The organism is Carbonatibacter coralli, assembly GCF_039592655.1.
Lineage (GTDB): Bacteria > Pseudomonadota > Alphaproteobacteria > Kiloniellales > Kiloniellaceae > Carbonatibacter > Carbonatibacter coralli.
In genome coordinates, this window is the sequence record NZ_JBBUTJ010000001.1 from 786,708 (window position 1) to 801,662 (window position 14,955).

Sequence of the window (14,955 nt, forward strand, 5' to 3'; positions counted from 1 at the left end):
CAGGCGCTTGTTTCGGGGTTACGGAACTGTCCGTCATTGGAAAATCTCATACCTTATGAAAGTGTTTACAGCAAAACAGTCTGCCTTCTTAGCATCCACACATTGCGCTTTTATGTAACCCACTCTCAAAACGGCAAAAGCTTCTCCGGAACCGGCCTGCCCCTCATTTTTTCCAGAAGGGCTTCGCCTCGCAGAATTTCTGCCAGGTTTCTCCAAGCTTTTTCATCTGTCTGGCTTCTGCCTTCTGATAATACTTCAAGGTCAGATCAATTGCACGGTTCAGACTGTCATTCCCCGGCTCCCTCAGGGCCCCCAGCAATTGATCAGCCACAAGGGTATCGTTCAGGCTCCCGAGACGCCCCTGCAGTTTCTTGCACCGCCTGATGAAAAGGGCTGTTTTCTCTTCCTCTCCGAAAGAAGCAAAGAACTCGGACGAATAGCGCATGGTTTTCACCTTGAGGCGCAGCTCATGCAGGGCCTCAATATCCATCACCAAGATGTCCCCCGGAACCTGATAGAGGATGTCGCTCCGGCGATCATTCAAAAGTGTCTTCCAGAGTTCCGACACTGCATGCTCACCCTTTTTGTCTCCCTGCCTGAGGACCAGCGCCGTCACATCAAGCAGAAGCGCCGTAAAGTCCCTTGATTGCAGCCCTTCAAGAATGGTCCTGTAGGCCGCATGCCTTGCCGCTTCAGCCTTTTGGAGCAGCGCCCTTAACGCCGCAGATTTTTCAGCATCACCGGCATGCTTTTCCAGCAGTGGCAAAAGCCCCTCGGCAATCAGCACATCCCAGTCACGCCCCACACCCGACACACGCTGCAAGGCCTTGAGCCTTTTGGCCAGCTTCTTCCTGCCGCTCTTTTTGGGAAAACTCTGGTCCAGCAATCCCAGAACCGTTCTCAGGCGTCTGATCGCAATGCGATACTGATGAAGGATTTCAATCCGGTCTTCCCCCAGAACAGGGAGGAGTTCCGCATTCCTTTGTAACTGTTCAACGGCAGAAGACATGGCCAGCGCCGCAACATCCCAGCCGGAGACACGCTTTTTGAAACGGACATCCCCCGCCCGCACCTCTGCAGTCCCGGTCTCCACACCGAAGCGATAGAGATTGAATCCCCGCTCTGCCTTGGAATACACGCCGATCCGGAACGAATAGTGTTCATTCCACTGCCGGACAAGTTTCAGCACCTTTTGAACAGGACCAGCTTTCAGCTCCAGTTCAACCTCCGAGACGCTCGCACTGACCGGCTCGCCTCCGGAAAACGTTTCTCCTCCGGAACCGGATCTGATGGAACCAGTATCAATAACCATCTCGATTCTGCAGTCATCCACAACCAGATCCCGGATCACCCGCCTGACATCTGTCTGGCAAATCTCTGTCAGTTCCTGCCCTTTGCAAAGCTCCAGAATTTTCTTCCGCACAGCCTTGTCAGCAACAAGGCTCAAATCCGGTACCGGGCCTGAAACCGGCAGATTGATTTCCAGCCGTCTGGCCACAAGACCGGCACCACCGATCTGTCCTTTCAGGGTCTGCACCCACTGGCCCTTTTCCCGGCGAACCCGCAGAGCCATCCCGTTCCGGCTCAGAACGAGGTCAGGCGTGTCAAAATAGACTGCCCGCAACCGGACCTGCCGGGCGCGGCCTTCACTGAAGGAAAGAATATCTCTGGATTTACGAAAGATCGAGAGTTCTGCAGGATCAAAAAGAAGCTTGAGTTCGATTTCCTGGGTACCGGAGGGGAGATTCATCTGTTCGTCTGATTTCCATGTTCGTGTGTCTGTTTGACGTCGCAAGCGTGCTTCTTGAGCAAACGCTTTTCAGAAAACCGGCATCAACAGCAATCAACAGCGCCGTGAAAACGGCGCATACACCCTGAAATCAAAACCTGCCTGCAGAGACCTGCTTTCCATACGTCCCGATCATCGTCGGGAAAAGTTGTGTAATGCGAACAACGCATTCCGTTACTTTTTTGTTATATGAATATAAAATTAACATGACACAGGCCCCTCAGCCAGAAACAAAAGAGCTGCACAACCATGACAGTGCGCAGCTCAAATCCGTGTCACCGAATATCAGAACAGATTACAGGACTCTACTTTTGATTCCATTTGCCCTGGCTGTCCTGATACCATGTCCCACCGGGCGCATCGTTCAGAATCTCGGGTGCAAAAACCCGTCCGACATCATCAGCAGACACACCTTCCTTGTCGGCTCTCTGCTGGTAAATACTCTTGCGCTTTGCATTGACACTCTGTGCGAAATCAACGGCAGCTGCATTGCCACTGTCACGAACGATCAGGTAACCATTTGCTCCCTCACCCAGCGCACCTGACGCTCTGAGACTGTCCAGTGTCGAAGCCTGCGCAGCGCCCGTCGCCATCATCAGGGCTATGGACAACGCACCCAATAACGCAGCTGTTGCGGAAAAATAACGCGATACAAAAGCCATCACAGGAAATCTCCCCAAAAGGCATCTGAAAAACTTTGATAGACAACACTCATCAGAAGATATCCGGATTACTGTCGATATCTTCACGCGCTTGCTCTTCAAGACGAACACGGACATCAGCATCCAGCTTGATGTTCAGATTGATTGTAATCGGCTCCTGGGGCGCCTGCACCTGAACCGTTGGTGTACAGCCCCCCACGACAATCAGACCTGACAGCAAGAGGCAGGATGACAGCATCATCCCCGCCCTGTCCGTTTTCAAAACCCGAGCAGGAAGTTTCATTCCCCGCCTCCTTCGTTCATAGCATTGTTTTTAAATATGCCTGCAATTGTGGCAAAGCCGTGACCTCCTGCCCCTTTTCTATCGGGCAAGCTGTTGCAACAGCCCCTGTGAAACGGACTGTCCCAGCAAAAAAGCCTCAAGCAGGGGCTCAACCCTTGTTTCCAGATTGATGTTGATCGCGAAGGGATAACCATCAAGCACATCAGGATTGCTGCCTTTCAACTCCAGCGTCAGAACAGCAGCCTGGTCTTCCTTCATGGGCTTGTTCAGAACAAGACGCAGGGAAGAATAGCGGAAATCCTGCAGGGCCTTCAAAAGCAGTTCAACCTGCTCACCGCCCCCTCCAAGAGCCTGTTTCACAGCTTCTGATCTCAGGGACAGACGCCCCGGACCGTCACTGGCAAGCACAGCATTGTCTATCGCAAAGGCGTCGCCCAGACGATGCACCGGGATCATCCCCGAGAGCGTCCCTGTCCCGTCCAGATGCTCACGCCCGACCAGATCAAAGACAGTTCGCAAATCCACCGCCTCGACCAGCAACTCAACCATCGTTTCAACCTGGCCAAGACGCACAGTGACAGGCCGGACTGAAAGCTGGCCATCCGCAGCCTTCAAAGTGACCTCTTCCAGAACGAGGGCCGGTTGACCGGAACCAAACAGGCCAAATCTGGCTGACAATGGCCCCAGCGGGATGCCCGAGACATCCAGTTTGTCTATCCTGACGCTTTGTCCCAGAGGAAAGATCGGGGGCTCAAAACGCGACAATGTTCCATCCAGCCTGAAACCGGAAAAGCTCTGCCCTCCGTAGCTGAACTGATTCAGCATGAGATCAAGATCGGCAAAGCCCGTATAGGCGCCCGCCTCTCCTTCAAGGGACACCTGCAGGTCGTACTCACCAGCCAGTTTTTCAAGGCTTTCCGATTCCGGCAGCAATGCGATCAGCCCCAACCCCTCCGCTCCAAGCCATTCCTTTGAAAGCGAAGAAGACGCTGCCCGGACCTCCATCCTCCACTTGCCGGAAACGGGATCCGCCTGCCCGGACCAGCGTGCCACTTCAACCGGCTCTGCTGATGTCAGCTCACTCACACTGCCGGACAAACCGAGCTTGCCGTTTTCCTCCTGCGCTTCAAACACCGCAGCAAGAGGCATCTGTAGTGCCTGCCCCTCCAGCACGACAGTCGGCTTCACCCCTGCCCTGATCTCAAATTTCTTCAGCGTCGGCTCAGGGCCAAGCGCTCCGGCAATCCTTGTTTCGACTGCAGAAAAAACAACCTCTTCCAGTTCCGGGGAAAGCGGATTGAGCATACCGTCCTGAAGCCTGTGCATCAGGCTGACATCAGTTCCTTCAACCCGTGCTTCAAACACACTGTCCCCAAGATCGAGGTTTCCGATATTCCTGAGTTTCAAAGTCACAGGTTTTTGCTGAAGCTGCAGCACAAGCTTTTCAACCTGACCACTGTTGCTGTCAAATTCCGCAGCAAGTTCCGTTACAGACAGAGGTACGGAAAGGCGTTGTGTCTCGAACAGATCGTTTTTTGATGTTGCAAGATCCAGAGAAAGCCCTGCTTCCTGATCCAACCGGAACCCCCACTGATTTTCTGCATTTTCTGCCAGTCTCAAAACAGGACCGGAATCCAGCATCATCAGGGCAGGGCCAGAAAGGTAGGGACTGAAGGCCTCGGCCTTTTGAGTGGAAGCCGAAAACGGCTGCATCAACCGGAATGCCAGAGCCTGCTGTTGTGCTCCGGCCTCAAAGCGCAACTCTCCCCCAAGGGACAGATTGAGGCGCCTTTCTCCGGGCAAAGTCAGGGAATTCACCAGATCCAGCCGGACAGCAGCACGCTCTTGCGCAGCCCTGACAAGGGTTTCCGCCAGATAACTTTCGTTTTCCTGTCTGTCCACTGCCAGAGAGAGCGAGCCTTCCAACTCCCCTGCATACGCCCCTTTCTGCACAGTAAAAGACAGGTTCCCAACAGGCATTCCCGCTTCGGAGCGAACAGAAAAGCGTCCGGCGGAAGACGGCAGGTCGCTCCCCTCAAAAGAGGTAAAATCCCAGAGAAGGTCTATCGTTTCAGCCTCCACGACGAGAGACAGCCCTCCCTTCAGGGCGCCGTAGCGTTCCTGCTCCAGATCGGACAGAGTGAAACTCGCACGCTGAAAGGCAAGCCCCTTTGCCAGAGCCTCGCCGCCAAACCGGGAGAACAGCCGCCCTTCATCCGTGTTGAGTTCCAGCGTCCCGTCCCGAATTTCCAGGGTATAGACTTCCTCCGGCACCAGCGCCAAAAGCCATGACAGATCCAGACTTCCAGACTCATTCTGCCCGGAGGAACCCAAAAGCTTTTCAACAAAGGGCGCTTCACCTGCACGAACATCAGCACGCACGACAGGCCGGTCGACAACAAGCCTTCGCTTTGAAAGATCCAGCGTTATGCGGGAAAAAGTGATCTGATCGCGGAGCCGCAAACCGGACAGCACCAGACCGGAACTTTCAATCTGCTCAATTCTGTAACTGAAATCATCAATGCCACTGGCAGACAGGGCAGCATCCAGCACATCATCAGCCAGATCGTATCGAAAGAACCAGAAGACTGTTGCCAGTACAATCAACAGGGCTGCAGGAAACAGGAGCAACCAGAACCAAAGGGATTTCAAAAGACCCTTTTTTTCAGGTGCAAAGGCCGATGGAGGGCGTTTGGATCGAAAAGAGGCCAACTTGGTTTCTGTCCGGATTGATTCACAGGGAAGCTACGCACCGCTCACCTTCAGAGTGAGTGATATCCTCTGGCCCGTCAATTGCCGAACTTGCTTTTTACACCAATAATTTACAGTTTCCGCACCAGTGTCATGCCATCAGCAAAAGGCAGCAGGCAGTGCTCGACACGCGGATCGTCATGAACCATTTCATTGACCTTGCGAATGGCCCGTGTTGTGTCTTCCTGATGGCTGATTTCCGTCACATTGCCGTACCACAGCACATTGTCCAGAATAAGCAGCCCCCTTGGGGCCAGCAGGGAAAGACAACGCTCGTAATATCCTGGATAACGCCCCTTGTCTGCATCCAGAAAAATCAGATCAAAGGGCTCGACTGTTTCATCTTCACACAGGCGTGAAACCTCCTCAAAGGCATCACAATGGCGCAACTCGATCCGCCCGCTTACACCGGCTTCCTTCCAGTAGCGCTCCGCAATGGCTGTGAATTTCGGCTGATTGTCCAAAGCAAGCATATAGCCGTCTTCCGGCAGGTTACGAGCCATACAAAGAGAAGAGTAACCTGTGAAAACCCCGATTTCGAGAATTCTGCGCACCCCCAGCAACCCGACCAGAAAGCCAAGCAACTGCCCCTGTTCGGGGGCAACCTGCATATGACCGAAACGGATACCACGCGTTTCCTCACGCAGGCGGGCCAGCAAAGCGTCATCCCGCAATCCTGTGCTCCGCACGTATTCCCATACCGAAGGATTCAACATCCAGACCGATGTCACACCACGTCTCCCGCTTGCTCTGTCTGTCAGCAGATACAACCGGACAGCAAAACAAACAAGCTGAAAGCACTTGAAAAGCACTCTGCCCTGAATTAAATTCCACATTACGGAATTCAATTCCATTTTATTCCTCTACTAAGTCATTCCCCTGCACATTCAAACCCGGAGACATTTCATGAAGCTTCTGCGTTACGGTCCAGCCGGACAGGAGAAACCCGGCCTTCTCGACAACGACGGCAACATCCGTGATCTGTCAGCTCACCTCGCCGACATCGACGGCCCTGCACTGGAAGAAGACAGTCTGAACAAGCTGAAGGCCCTAGATCCGCAAAGCCTCCCGCTCGTCGAGGGCACACCCCGTCTGGGTTCCCCTCTGACCCGTCCGGGCAAGTTGCTGGGAATCGGCCTGAACTATTCTGATCACGCCAGGGAAATGGGACTGGAGCCAACACAGGAGCCGCGCCTGTTCATGAAGGCCATATCCTCCCTGTCCGGTCCCAATGATCCTGTTGAAATTCCCCGCAACTCAACACACACAGACTGGGAAGTCGAACTGGCTGTCGTGATCGGGAAAAAAGCCAAATATGTCTCTGCAGAAGAAGCCCTGTCCCATGTGGCAGGTTATGCCGTCGCCAATGACATTTCAGAGCGCCACTTCCAGAACAACCTGTCCGGTCAGTGGGTGAAGGGCAAAAGCCATGACACCTTCCTTCCTCTCGGTCCCTGGATTGTCACAGCTGATGAAGTTGCAGAACCCGGAAACCTGAAACTCTGGCTGGATGTGAACGGTGAACGCAAGCAGGACGGTACGACAGCCAACCTGATCTTTGATCTCAAGACCATCATCAGCCATGTCAGCGCGTTCATGACGCTGCATCCGGGCGACGTCATCCTGACAGGAACACCGGCTGGCGTCGGGCTGGGCCAGAAACCTGAACCACAGTTTCTCAAAGCAGGCGATAGCATGATCGTTTCTGTTGAGGGCCTCGGCGAGCAAAGACAGCTCTGCATCGACGCCTGAGATCCTTCCTCCTCCAAAAAGCGGAGCAGGATCGAAACCCTGCTCCGCTTTCTTTTTCAATCCGTCCGTCAACCGCGACCGCGATAGCCCGGGACACCCTGATCAGGGATCCAGACACCTTCCGGCGCCGGACCGCTTTGATAAAAGACATCAATCGGAATTCCGCCACGCGGATACCAGTAACCGCCGATCCGGATCCATTTCGGCTCCAGAAATTCCTGAAGACGGCGCCCGATAGACACTGTGCAATCCTCGTGAAAGGCGCCGTGGTTGCGGAAGGCTCCCAGGAAAAGCTTGAGGGATTTGCTTTCAACAAGCCACTGATCCGGCACATAGTCGATAACCAGATGAGCAAAATCCGGCTGGGCTGTCATCGGACACAGCGATGTAAATTCCGGCGCGGTAAAACGGATCATGTAGGGTGCATCAGCCTGCGGGTTCTTCACCCGTTCCAGTTCAGCCTTGTCCGGATGATCCGGCAGCACCGTTGCTCCACCAAGCTGTTTGAGATCCGCATAAATATTCTCTTCGTTCATGACAGTTCCTATCCCGTTTCCGTCTTGTTCGGATATCACTTAAACACCGCGCTCATTGCCCCAGATCAGCACATGAAGCTGGGGCAGAACACGCGCTTCATACCAATGATCAGCCTGCGCCCGGTCAATCAGCCAGCGCATGCGCTCCATAATTCCCCGGATGTCGACAGTCTCCTCCTCGCCCGAGGCTTCAGGCGGCGTATGGTTCCCCGGCTGCAAAACAAAGGGAACCCCCGGATAACGGGACGCAACCTCGCGCGCATAGAGATAATCCGCCTCATCAAAAACCACGACCTTCAGGCAAACCTGCGTTTCCACTTCCGGAAAGGCAGCTGTCGCACGGAAGGCCTCATCAAGCTTGTGCCAGTCTGTTTCCATTTCCGATGACGGTGGCTTGGGACTCAAGGTCAGAACATCCAGCAAACCGAACCACTCTTTAACAACAGAGCCCTGTGTCTCCATTCCGAAACGGAACCCTTTGTCATGGCCCTCGCGGATCAGGTCTTCCAGAGGCTGAATGGCCGGATTGCCTCCGGACAGGGTGATCAACAGAGGCTTCCCCCCGGACAAACGGCTGACATCATCAAGAATGGTCTCAACACTCATGGGATGCCATTCATGACGGAAGCTGTTGTCCACTGCATGGAGTGTGTCACACCAGCTGCACCGGTAATCACAGCCCCCGGTCCGCACAAAAACAGTCGGCTCCCCGATCAGGGCCCCTTCACCCTGAATGGTCGGACCAAAGATTTCGTTCACCCTGATCAGGCGAGAAGACAGCAAAGGCGCGGTTGCTTCCGACATGGCTCATCCCGCAGCAGGTGTCGGACGATATTCTGCCCAGGTTTTCGGTGTCTCACTGACGCGCATGGCAGAAACCTCTGGCCACCGTGCAACAGCCCAGTCATAGAGGTGCTTTGCCATCTTTTCAGCCGTGACCATGTCATCACCCAGCACATCGTTCAGATGCCTGTGATCCAGTTCGTCATCAATGTAGCTCTTCAGTTCTGCCAGCTCCAGATAATCGCGGACAAACCCGGCGGAATTCAGCTCTTCCCCTATCAGTTCGACCTCCACGATATAGTTGTGCCCATGCAAACGAGAACAGGGATGTCCTTCCGGAACCCGCAGAAGCTGGTGCGAGGCTGAAAACGCGAACTGCTTGGTAATGCGATACATAATTCAGTCCCTCCCCGCCCCGGGTTTCGTTCCCTCGACCTCTGCCTGACGAACGGCTTCCTTCCAGAAGTCCGGGTCGGCATAGACTGTCGGATCTTCACCACCGGCCAGTTCAAACGCTTCCCGGCGTTCCACGCAGGTTCCACAGCGCCCGCAATGCAGGTCGCCTCCCTTGTAGCAGGACCAGGTTTCCGCATAGGGAACACCGAGCTTCAAACCCTCAGCGGCAATCGCACTCTTGGGTACATGAACATAGGGTGTGTAAAGCCTGATATCCGCATAGCCTTCAAGGGCATGGCGCTGCATGGTTTCAAAGGATTCAACAAAGTCCGGGCGACAGTCGGGGTAGATAAAATGATCCCCGCCATGAACAGCTGTTGCGACGGCTTCAGATCCGTCTGCAGCTGCCACACCGAAGGCAATTGCCAGCATGATGGCATTGCGGTTCGGCACAACGGTCGCCTTCATGTTGTCTTCCGCATAGTGACCATCGGGCACATCAACATCGTCCGTCAGGGCAGAGCCGGACAGAAGCGAACCAACATGAGAGATATCAATAACGGAGTACGGCACACCCAGTGCCCGGGCACAATGTGCAGCAGAATCCAGTTCTTTCCTGTGACGCTGTCCATAGTCAAAGGACAACAATCGCGTCAGGGTATTTTCCTTCGCAACCTTGTAAGCCAGGGTCACGGAGTCAAGTCCGCCAGAGCAGACGACGAGTGTCTTCATTGTCGTATCCTTGTTTTATCCGGGTAGGCTGCGACCGGGGTGGACCACCAATTGACCCACACTGCATTGACCTTGCTCTACACCAACATACACCCATTTGGAAGAGCTTTCATGCAGGATCACCCCTGCAGGGAACACATGGCCTGCTTCACGACTGGACGAGAGCCACTTTTCTTCCTATCTTTCGCATCAGAAAGACCCAAAGCCTTCGACAGGAAACCTCATGAGCCCTTCAGCAATCCCGTTCAGCAAAATGCACGGCCTCGGCAACGACTTCGTTGTGATGGATTTGCGCAAGCTCCCCGATCTTGTGATGAACGAGGAACGGGCGAAGCGTATTGCTGACCGACGCTTCGGGGTCGGCTGTGACCAGCTGATTCTGATTGAGCCCCCCGTCAATGCCGAAGCCGATGTTTTCATGCGCATCTACAACAACGACGGCTCACAGGTTGACGCCTGCGGCAATGCCACACGCTGCGTTGCTGCCGTGGTCATGGCGGAACTGCAAAGCGGCCGGATCACCATTCAGACCAATGCCGGCCTGCTGCACGCCACACAGGCAGAAAATCAGCTTGTGTCTGTGAACATGGGACCAGCAAGGCTGGAGTGGAAAGAGATTCCCCTTTCTGAAGAACGGGATACCCTGAACATGGGAATCGAGCTGCCGCCCCTCAGCAATCCGGTTGGTGTCAACATGGGCAACCCCCATGCCGTTTTCTTCGTCGAGGATCCGGATGCCCTTGATCTGCAGACACTGGGAGCCCAGCTGGAACACCACCCTCTTTTCCCCGAACGGGCCAATATCAACGTCGCAGGAATTACCGCCGAAAATACGTTGCGCCTGCGTGTTTTCGAACGTGGTGCCGGCATCACATCTGCCTGCGGTACCGGTGCCTGCGCAACCGGCGTAGCCGCCGCACGCCGCGGTTTAACAGGACGCAAGACCACGATACATCTTGATGGCGGCCCCCTGCATATCGAATGGCGCGAAGACGGGCATGTCATTATGACAGGTCCTGTGGCCACCGCCTTCAAGGGAGAACTGGATCCTTCCCTGCTGGTCTGAAAGCGCCCAGCCCTGCAGGGAATGCATCGCCGCTATCGCCTTGTCTGACTGGACAGCTCAGACAATCTGGTTCATAAAGCGCTCAACCGCGCGAAAGATGAGCGCCCTTTCCAACGCATTCGAACAAAGCCAGCAGGCCTCTGCCATGACAGACCCCAAGTCTGAAACAGAAATTGTGACCTTTGGATGCCGCCTCAACACCTATGAGTCAGAGGTCATGCGCCAACACGCGCGCGATGCCGGTCTGGAAAACACAATCATCTTCAACACCTGTGCCGTTACAGCAGAGGCCGAGCGTCAGGCACGACAATCCATCCGCAAGGCGCGCCGCGACAATCCGGATGCCAGAATCATTGTCACGGGCTGCGCTGCGCAGATCAATCCGGACAGCTTTGCTTCAATGGATGAAGTTGATCGTGTCCTCGGCAACGAGGAAAAACTGAAGGCAGAGAGCTTCGGTATTCACGAGACAGCACGTGTTGCAGTAAATGACATCATGGAAATCGAGGAAACCGCGGCACATCTGGTGCACGGCTTCGAGGAACACACCCGCGCTTTTGTCCAGATTCAGCAGGGCTGCAATCACCGCTGCACCTTTTGCATCATCCCCTACGGACGTGGCAACAACCGTTCTGTTCCCATTGGAGCCATTACGGAACAGGTACGCGAACTGGTCAGCAACGGTGTTCAGGAAGTGGTTTTCACGGGCGTAGATATCACGGATTACGGGCTCGATCTGCCCGGCACCCCAACACTTGGCCAAATGACCCGCAGGGTCCTCGCACTTGTCCCGGAGTTGCCGCGTCTGCGCCTGTCTTCAATTGATCCTGTAGAAATCGACGAGGACGTCTATCAGCTGCTTGCTGAAGAACCCCGGTTGATGCCTCATCTTCACATCTCCCTGCAGGCCGGAGATGACATGGTGCTCAAACGGATGAAGCGGCGGCACCTTCGCAACGATGTCGAAACCATGGTCAGGCGTGCACGCGCCCTGCGCCCCGATGTGGTCTTTGGCGCGGACATCATCGCAGGCTTTCCGACAGAAGATGACACAATGTTCCGGAATTCCCTGAATCTTGTGCGCGATCTGGATCTGACCTATCTGCACGTCTTCCCCTACTCTCCCCGCCCGGGCACGCCTGCAGCCAAAATGCCACAGGTTCCCGGCCCGACCCGCAAGGCCCGCGCCGCCAGCCTCCGCGAAGCCGGACAGGAAGCGGAAAACCGCTTTTACCAAAGCCTGATCGGCAAGGATGTCGAGGTGTTGATGGAAAAGGGCAATTTCGGGCGCTGTCAGCACTACGCACCGATTGCAGTTGAAGACTGCGAGGAAACAGAAAAACTGCGGGGCACAATCGTCTCTGCTCGCGTTACAGGCTTCAAAGACGGCAAGCTGACGGCCCTGCGAAATCCTTCAGCCTGAAACAGACAGGACCACTGCCTTCCCGGACAGCAGCTGCGATCAGCACTCCCGACGGTAAATGCGATCAAATTCGTAAGCCAGTTCATCGGCAGCATCGATGTAAAGATCCGCATCTTCACTGATCCAGGCCTCTTCCAGCTCGTCAGCAAGCCTGATCAGTCGACGATTGCCTTCTGCCTCTGCTGCGAGAAGAGCAATATCCGATACAAACTCCAGAGCTTCATCATCAGCATTGGAAATATAAAAAGCAGAATCCAGATCATCTGCCGCAGCCTGCAACAGTTCTGTGACATCGTAGAGATCCTCACAGCTCAGTTGCTCCGCCCCCCGGGCATGCCCCGAAGCAAAAACAAACAGTGACAAAGACAAACCTGCCAGCGAAAGAAGCTTCTTCATTCCAGAACTTCCCTATTAATGAAGTTGATCATTAACCTCCTGTCACAGGCAAAGAAGGAAACTTTATGACGCACTTGCAAAGCGCTGTCCCGACGTCAATTTGTTCTCCTGAAACCAAAAGTTCTGTTTGCCTTTCAGGCCCCAAAGTTTACAACTACAAACAACAGATTTCAGAACCCGATCAGACGAGCCCCCGGAGAGAATCATCATGAGCGAGAACGAGAAAAAAGGTTGGTTTTCACGCCTGAAAGCCGGACTCTCGCGTTCATCCAGCAAGATCGGGGATGGCATCACCGGCATCTTCACTAGGCGGAAACTTGATGACGAGGCTCTTGAAGAGCTGGAGGAACTCCTCATCACGTCCGATCTCGGCCTTCCAACAGCCATGCGTCTGACAGGCAATCTGGCCAAAACCCGATTCAACAAGGACGTCGATCCTGTTGAAGTCCGGGAAGCCATGGCCGCCGATATCACCGAGGTCCTCCAATCCGTTGCGCAGCCACTTGAGGTTCGCAAGGAACACAGACCGCACATTGTTCTGATGGTCGGTGTAAACGGGACCGGAAAAACGACCACAATCGGCAAGCTGGCAACCCGTTTCACAGCTGAAGGGCACAAGGTCATGCTGGCAGCGGGAGACACTTTCCGCGCCGCTGCCATTGAACAGCTCCAGATCTGGGGAGAACGCACAGGCTGCGAAGTTATTGCAAAGGATCCGGGTGCTGATGCTGCCGGCCTTGCCTACGAAGCCATCGAACGTGCGAGAAAGGCAAACTGCGACCTCCTTCTGATTGATACAGCAGGACGCCTCCACAACAAATCGGATCTGATGGACGAGCTCAAGAAGGTTGTCCGCGTCATCCGGAAGCTCGATCCCGATGCCCCGCACGACATTATCCTGACGCTTGATGCAACCACCGGACAGAACGCCCTGTCACAGGTTGGAACCTTCAAGGAACTTGTTGATCTGAGCGGACTTGTTCTCACCAAACTGGACGGCTCTGCCAGAGGAGGCGTGCTCGTCGCCCTCGCAGAAAAGTACAAGCTTCCTGTTCATGCAATCGGCGTTGGCGAAGGCGCAGATGATCTCCGCGCTTTCGAACCGCAGGACTTCGCCCGCTCCCTGATGGGGCTTGAACGGAATTAACAGGCCGCGCTCTCATAGCAGCGCAGGTGGGCACCTATATTGCCCCAGTTTTCGTTCGCCTGTGCAATGTAGCCTGCGATATCCTTCGACCATCGCGCACGGACGCCCTTGCTGAAGTTCAGATAAAGTTTCCCGTCAACAACACTGAACGCATGAGGATCGACCGGGACCTTGTATCCCTGGGATACGCCATAGGAGCAGAAACCTCCATATTCAGGAAGATACCGCGAAGGTTCGGCCTCAAAGAGCTTCCGGTGTTCCTCCGAGGCAAAGCGGTACAGTTTTCCATCATGAAGAACCTCATGAGCCTCGCTGCCTTCAACAGCGCTGTCCTGCGTGAAATAGGCAACAGGATCATACCCCTCAATCGCCAGCACAGCCTCCTTTGCCGATGCCGTTCCGGCAAGGATGGAGACGAAAAGAAACACAGTTCCCAGAATTTTCAGCATAATCCTGTCCCTTTCACAGTTTTGAACAGCTTAAGGGAAATCGACCTAACGCCCAAATAACAAGACCCTGATCCTTTGGTGAGGATCAGGGTCCTGTGTCTCTTCCCGGTACTGCGGGTGGGGGATAGTTCCCGGGAAAAGCAGGGGGAGACTTTTAGGTCTTAGAGTTCGCCAGCCGGAACATTTTTGATGTTTTCCCAGTTGTCATCACCAAGTTTGATGTAACCGGCGATGTCAGTGAGCCAACGGTCCTGAACCTTTTTGTTGTTGTTCAGGTAAAGCTTGCCGTCGACAACCTTGAACGCGTGTGGATCAATCGGGAATTTCTTGCCAACAGCAGCGCCAAATGCGCAATAACCACCATAGGCAGGCAGATATTTTGCAGGATCCGCTTCAAAGGCATCCTTGTGTTCTGCCTTGGAGAAGAGATAAGTCACGCCTTCATGAATGGCAGTGTGAGCAGTGCTGCCTTCTACAGCACGATCTTCGGTGAAATATGCAACCAGGTCATAACCGGAAGCGCCAGTAATCAGGGTCTCTGTAGCTTTCGCTGCAACGGTACCCAGTGCGATAACACCAACAAATGCAGCGGAAGCTGCCTTTACAAACGTCTTGAACATGTTGCTCTCCATGTCATTAAGGGCACTCAGACCCAATTAAAGGTAAAAGCAGGAAGAGCGTAATCTCAGACCTCTAATTCGATCACTGCACCAGTACAAAAAGGGACGGATTGCTTCCGGCACTCAGGGCTCCAAAGTAGCGACACCTTTCAAACCCTGTCTCTTCCTTG

16 protein-coding genes are annotated in these 14,955 nt (G+C 54.3%); 4 read left to right on the plus strand and 12 right to left on the minus strand.

What is annotated here, in order from left to right:
- Positions 1-163: 163 nt before the first annotated feature.
- From AAAH10_RS03595 to AAAH10_RS03615, 5 genes are all read right to left on the minus strand, one after another.
- Positions 164-1,750: a CYTH and CHAD domain-containing protein gene (locus AAAH10_RS03595; RefSeq protein WP_343560605.1), complete on the minus strand. Its 1,587-nt coding sequence runs from the start codon at positions 1,748-1,750 to the stop codon at positions 164-166.
- Positions 1,751-2,094: 344 nt separating this feature from the next.
- Positions 2,095-2,451, minus strand: coding sequence for a YdbL family probable chaperone protein (locus tag AAAH10_RS03600; protein ID WP_343560607.1), 357 nt, complete (start codon positions 2,449-2,451; stop codon positions 2,095-2,097).
- Between the two features lie 52 nt (positions 2,452-2,503).
- Complete coding sequence (locus tag AAAH10_RS03605; RefSeq protein WP_343560609.1) at positions 2,504-2,734, minus strand: YnbE family lipoprotein; 231 nt, start codon at positions 2,732-2,734, stop codon at positions 2,504-2,506.
- Between the two features lie 78 nt (positions 2,735-2,812).
- Complete coding sequence (locus AAAH10_RS03610; RefSeq protein ID WP_343560611.1) at positions 2,813-5,446, minus strand: intermembrane phospholipid transport protein YdbH family protein; 2,634 nt, start codon at positions 5,444-5,446, stop codon at positions 2,813-2,815.
- Positions 5,447-5,556: 110 nt separating this feature from the next.
- Complete coding sequence (locus AAAH10_RS03615; RefSeq protein ID WP_343560613.1) at positions 5,557-6,216, minus strand: O-methyltransferase; 660 nt, start codon at positions 6,214-6,216, stop codon at positions 5,557-5,559.
- Between the two features lie 175 nt (positions 6,217-6,391).
- On the opposite strand from AAAH10_RS03615, the gene AAAH10_RS03620 reads away from it, so the two are divergent.
- Entirely contained in the window at positions 6,392-7,237 is an 846-nt protein-coding gene (locus tag AAAH10_RS03620) for a fumarylacetoacetate hydrolase family protein (RefSeq protein WP_343560615.1), read from the plus strand.
- Between the two features lie 68 nt (positions 7,238-7,305).
- Here AAAH10_RS03620 and queF read toward each other — a convergent pair whose 3' ends face one another.
- Genes queF through queC form a run of 4 tightly spaced genes read right to left on the minus strand, consistent with a single transcriptional unit; the run spans position 7,306 to position 9,684 of the window.
- On the minus strand, positions 7,306-7,773 hold the full coding sequence (gene queF / locus AAAH10_RS03625; protein ID WP_343560617.1) for a preQ(1) synthase: 468 nt from the start codon (positions 7,771-7,773) through the stop codon (positions 7,306-7,308).
- 39 nt (positions 7,774-7,812) lie between these two features.
- Positions 7,813-8,577 carry a 7-carboxy-7-deazaguanine synthase QueE gene (gene queE / locus AAAH10_RS03630; protein WP_343560619.1) on the minus strand — a complete coding sequence of 255 codons (765 nt, stop codon included), beginning with the start codon at positions 8,575-8,577 and terminating at the stop codon, positions 7,813-7,815.
- Positions 8,578-8,580: 3 nt separating this feature from the next.
- Positions 8,581-8,952 carry a 6-carboxytetrahydropterin synthase QueD gene (gene queD, locus AAAH10_RS03635; RefSeq protein ID WP_343560621.1) on the minus strand — a complete coding sequence of 124 codons (372 nt, stop codon included), beginning with the start codon at positions 8,950-8,952 and terminating at the stop codon, positions 8,581-8,583.
- A gap of 3 nt (positions 8,953-8,955) precedes the next feature.
- A complete protein-coding gene (gene queC / locus AAAH10_RS03640; protein WP_343560622.1) occupies positions 8,956-9,684 on the minus strand; it encodes a 7-cyano-7-deazaguanine synthase QueC in 729 nt (242 codons plus the stop codon).
- Between the two features lie 223 nt (positions 9,685-9,907).
- Between queC and dapF the strand changes: the two genes are divergently transcribed.
- Together dapF and mtaB are read left to right on the plus strand one after the other, a co-directional pair.
- Positions 9,908-10,750 (plus strand): diaminopimelate epimerase, encoded by an 843-nt coding sequence (dapF, locus tag AAAH10_RS03645; protein ID WP_343560623.1) that lies wholly within the window; start codon positions 9,908-9,910, stop codon positions 10,748-10,750.
- Positions 10,751-10,895: 145 nt separating this feature from the next.
- Positions 10,896-12,173 carry a tRNA (N(6)-L-threonylcarbamoyladenosine(37)-C(2))-methylthiotransferase MtaB gene (gene mtaB, locus AAAH10_RS03650; RefSeq protein WP_343561336.1) on the plus strand — a complete coding sequence of 426 codons (1,278 nt, stop codon included), beginning with the start codon at positions 10,896-10,898 and terminating at the stop codon, positions 12,171-12,173.
- A 39-nt stretch (positions 12,174-12,212) separates the two neighbouring features.
- On the opposite strand, the gene AAAH10_RS03655 is transcribed toward mtaB, so the two are convergent.
- Complete coding sequence (locus AAAH10_RS03655) at positions 12,213-12,569, minus strand: hypothetical protein (protein ID WP_343560625.1); 357 nt, start codon at positions 12,567-12,569, stop codon at positions 12,213-12,215.
- 208 nt (positions 12,570-12,777) lie between these two features.
- Here AAAH10_RS03655 and ftsY point away from each other — a divergent pair, with 208 nt between their 5' ends.
- Positions 12,778-13,716 carry a signal recognition particle-docking protein FtsY gene (ftsY, locus tag AAAH10_RS03660; RefSeq protein WP_343560627.1) on the plus strand — a complete coding sequence of 313 codons (939 nt, stop codon included), beginning with the start codon at positions 12,778-12,780 and terminating at the stop codon, positions 13,714-13,716.
- Here ftsY and AAAH10_RS03665 read toward each other — a convergent pair.
- Together AAAH10_RS03665 and AAAH10_RS03670 are read right to left on the minus strand one after the other, a co-directional pair.
- The gene (locus AAAH10_RS03665; RefSeq protein ID WP_343560629.1) at positions 13,713-14,165 is read right to left on the minus strand and encodes a YHS domain-containing (seleno)protein; all 453 of its coding nucleotides are present in this window, start codon (positions 14,163-14,165) and stop codon (positions 13,713-13,715) included. The two genes, ftsY and AAAH10_RS03665, sit on opposite strands and share 4 nt — an antisense overlap.
- A 161-nt stretch (positions 14,166-14,326) precedes the next feature.
- Positions 14,327-14,785 (minus strand): YHS domain-containing (seleno)protein, encoded by a 459-nt coding sequence (locus AAAH10_RS03670; RefSeq protein WP_343560631.1) that lies wholly within the window; start codon positions 14,783-14,785, stop codon positions 14,327-14,329.
- Between the last annotated feature and the right edge of the window lie 170 nt (positions 14,786-14,955).